Genomic DNA, 3,035 nt, shown 5'->3' with positions numbered 1-3,035 from the left:
ATGCCGACACCTTGTATTTCCGTGGCCTGGAAGAGGTTTGTCACCACAGTCTGGTGATCAAGCGCCACGACGGCGAGCACTCTGCCGAAGCCATCGGCTTCCGGGTGTACACCGAAGAAGAGCTGGACAAGGCAGCGCATTTCTATAAATCCAAAGGCTTGCCGGCCCGCTGGATCGAAGTGCCGCATCAGGGCCGCACGCTGCTGGTCAATGACCCGGCCGGCACCCCGGTGCAGCTCTGCGCCACGATGACCACGACGCCGCGCGTTTACACGCAATTTCAGGACTTCAAGGGTGGTGCGGCGATGCGCTTCGACCACTACCAGATTCAAGTGCCGAACGTGCAGGAGCAGACCGATTTCTACGCAGAGATGGGTTTCCGCATCTCCGAATACATGGCGCTGGACGAGAAGTTGATTGCGACCTTCATGTTCCGTAAACCGGGCACCCAGGACATCGTGTTTCTGGAAAACCCGGGGCCGCGTCTGCACCACTTTGCTTACACCGTATCTGACTCCCACAGCATCCTGCGCGCCTGCGATATCGCCGGCAATCTGGGCATGGGCGATGTCGTTGAGCGCGGCCCCGGTCGGCATGGCCCGGCCGGCGTGTTGTTCGTGTACTTGCGCGATCCGGATGGCCATCGGGTCGAGTTGTTCTGTGATCACTACCTGTTGATCGATATCGAGGTCGAGCCTGTTGCGTGGGACGTGCGCAAGCCCGGTCTGGCGCTGCGCTGGGGCATGCCGCCGCAGGAATGCTGGTTTAACGAGACCACCGCGTTCAGCGGCATTGCGACCAAACAGCTCGATCACGAGCGCGGCCCGTTGGTCACCCTTGAGACGTATCTGGCGGACAAGGCCCGCGTCAGAGCCGCCAAATAGCGCAGCAGGGCCACTTCGGTGGCCCTTTGCAGCGTGGCGGTTTCGATAACAAGAAGACTGGAGGCATTCACCATGACGACACACACAGCAACTCAAACAGATCTTTCCAAAGCCGGGCCGAGCTTCGACAGCCGTGCGCTGCGTGACGCTTTTGGCTCGTTTGCCACGGGCGTGACGATTGTCACCACGGCCGGGCCTGACGGCGTCGACATCGGTTTGACCGCGAACAGTTTTTCTTCGGTGTCGCTGGATCCGCCGATGGTGCTTTGGAGCCTGGCGCGCACCTCGTTGAACATGGATGCCTTCCGCAACAACGGGCATTTCGCCGTGCATATCCTCTCCGCAGACCAGGAAGCGTTGTCTTCGCGCTTTGCGAGTAAAGGCATTGACCGTTTCGAAGGACTTACGCTGGATCGCGGCCCGGACGGCGTGCCGTTGTTGCCGGACTGCATGGCGCGTTTCACCTGCAAACTCGCCTATCAGTACGAGGGCGGCGATCACGTCATTTTTGTCGGCGAGATTGTCGATTTCGGCCATTCGGCGCGCAAGCCACTGGTGTTCCATGGCGGCCGCTACGGCATGTTGCTGCCAAAGCAAGCCGTCGCCTCCGTTGAATCGGCAGACGAATTCAGCAACCTTTCTTCCGATGATCTGCTGTATCAGGTTTCCAATGCTTACTTGCGCACGCGCCAGAGCGTGATTGAAAAGCTTGAATCGCGGCAGTGGACGGCCGAGGAGTATGCGGTGTTGAGCATCATCGGTCGTGAAGACGGCTTGTGCATGCCGGAAATCGTTGCGCGCAGCGAGAAAGTACGCGGTCAGGGCATCTCCGCTGCGATCGTGCAACAGCTCATCACGCGAGGCCTGTTGGAGGAGGTGGACGCCAGTGACGGCCGTATTGCCGTCAGGCTGACCGCCGAAGGCCGTCACGCGGTGCTGGAACTGATCGCCATCCGCAAGTCGAGCGAGGCCGATGTGCAAGGCAAGCTCGACCCGAGTGAAGTGCAATTGCTCAAGCACCTTCTGGCTAGGCTCGACGCATGAAGATCGCACGCTACCAATCAGCCGCAGGACCCGAACGGCTCGGGATCGTCACTGTCGCTTCGGGTCGAGAATATCTTGTAGATGTCGCCAAAGCGGCTGCTGTCCGGGGTGGTCCCGCCACGGCAACATCGGTGATGGCCCTGATCGAGGGTGGCGCAGCGGCGATGGACGCCAGCCGAGAGTTGCTCCGCTGGGCGTCGGATCGTCAGGACCCGCGGTGGATGGATGACCCCAATACCGTAGGGTGGCTGACGCCGGTGCCAGAGAAATCGATCTTCTGCGCCGGGCGTAACTTTGGCAGGCACAAGCTGGAGTCGATGAAGGGCAATGCCGACAACGCGAGCAAACTGCACAGTGATTTCCCGACCGGTTTCATCAAACTCGGGCGCACACTGGTGCCGCATAAAAGTCGGGTGAAACGACCCGACGATGTGCTCGATTTCGACTACGAAGTCGAGATCGCGCTGGTCATCGGCAAGGCGATCGACGACCGCCGCGACATCGATCCGGCCAGCGCCATTTTCGGCTACACGATTTTCAATGACCTGTCGGCACGGGAATGGCAACTGCGCGAGATGCAGAACGGCATGATCATGCTCGGCAAGAACTTTCCGGGGTTTGGCCCGATCGGCCCCTACATTCTGACCGCCGACGAAGTCCCTGACCCCAAAGCCCTGGTGCTGTGGCTGAAGGTCAACGGCGAGTTGCGCCAGCACTCCGACTGTCGCGATCTGATTTTCGGTTTCGCCGAAATGGTCGCGTTCTGGTCCCGTTTCGGTCTGGTGCCCGGCGATTTGATCAGCACCGGTACGCCAGAAGGCGTGGCCTTGCACCACAAGCCCGATCCGCGTGAGTGGTACCTCAAACCGGGTAACCGGGTGGAGGCGGGCGTCGACGGTATCGGCGTCCTCGAAACGTTCATCGTCTAGTCACCGCGTTGCCACGCCGACCTCACAATAAGGAATATTTTATGAAGCTGTTTTTTTTGCCCGGCGCCTGCCAGATCGGCATCCATGCCTTGCTTGCTGAAATCGGCAAGCCGTTCGAGATGGAAAAAGCAGCGCGCGCGGGCACGCCAGAGTTCGAGGCGTATACGCAGATCAACCC

3 protein-coding genes are annotated in these 3,035 nt (G+C 60.1%); all 3 read left to right on the top strand.

Features of this window, described 5'->3' with window-relative positions:
* Positions 1-884 (top strand): VOC family protein (locus tag WBB95_RS28155; RefSeq protein ID WP_424490554.1); only part of this gene is annotated, 884 nt, incomplete at its 5' end.
* 72 nt (positions 885-956) lie between these two features.
* Positions 957-1,928 carry a flavin reductase gene (locus WBB95_RS28150; protein ID WP_424490553.1) on the top strand — a complete coding sequence of 324 codons (972 nt, stop codon included), beginning with the start codon at positions 957-959 and terminating at the stop codon, positions 1,926-1,928.
* Positions 1,925-2,857, top strand: coding sequence for a fumarylacetoacetate hydrolase family protein (locus tag WBB95_RS28145; RefSeq protein WP_424490552.1), 933 nt, complete (start codon positions 1,925-1,927; stop codon positions 2,855-2,857). The genes WBB95_RS28150 and WBB95_RS28145 overlap by 4 nt, the downstream gene beginning before the upstream one ends.
* Positions 2,858-3,035: the final 178 nt, after the last annotated feature.

Source organism: Pseudomonas sp. (assembly GCF_049645325.1).
Taxonomy (GTDB): domain Bacteria; phylum Pseudomonadota; class Gammaproteobacteria; order Pseudomonadales; family Pseudomonadaceae; genus Aquipseudomonas.
This window is presented reverse-complemented; position numbering and strand designations above follow the sequence as displayed.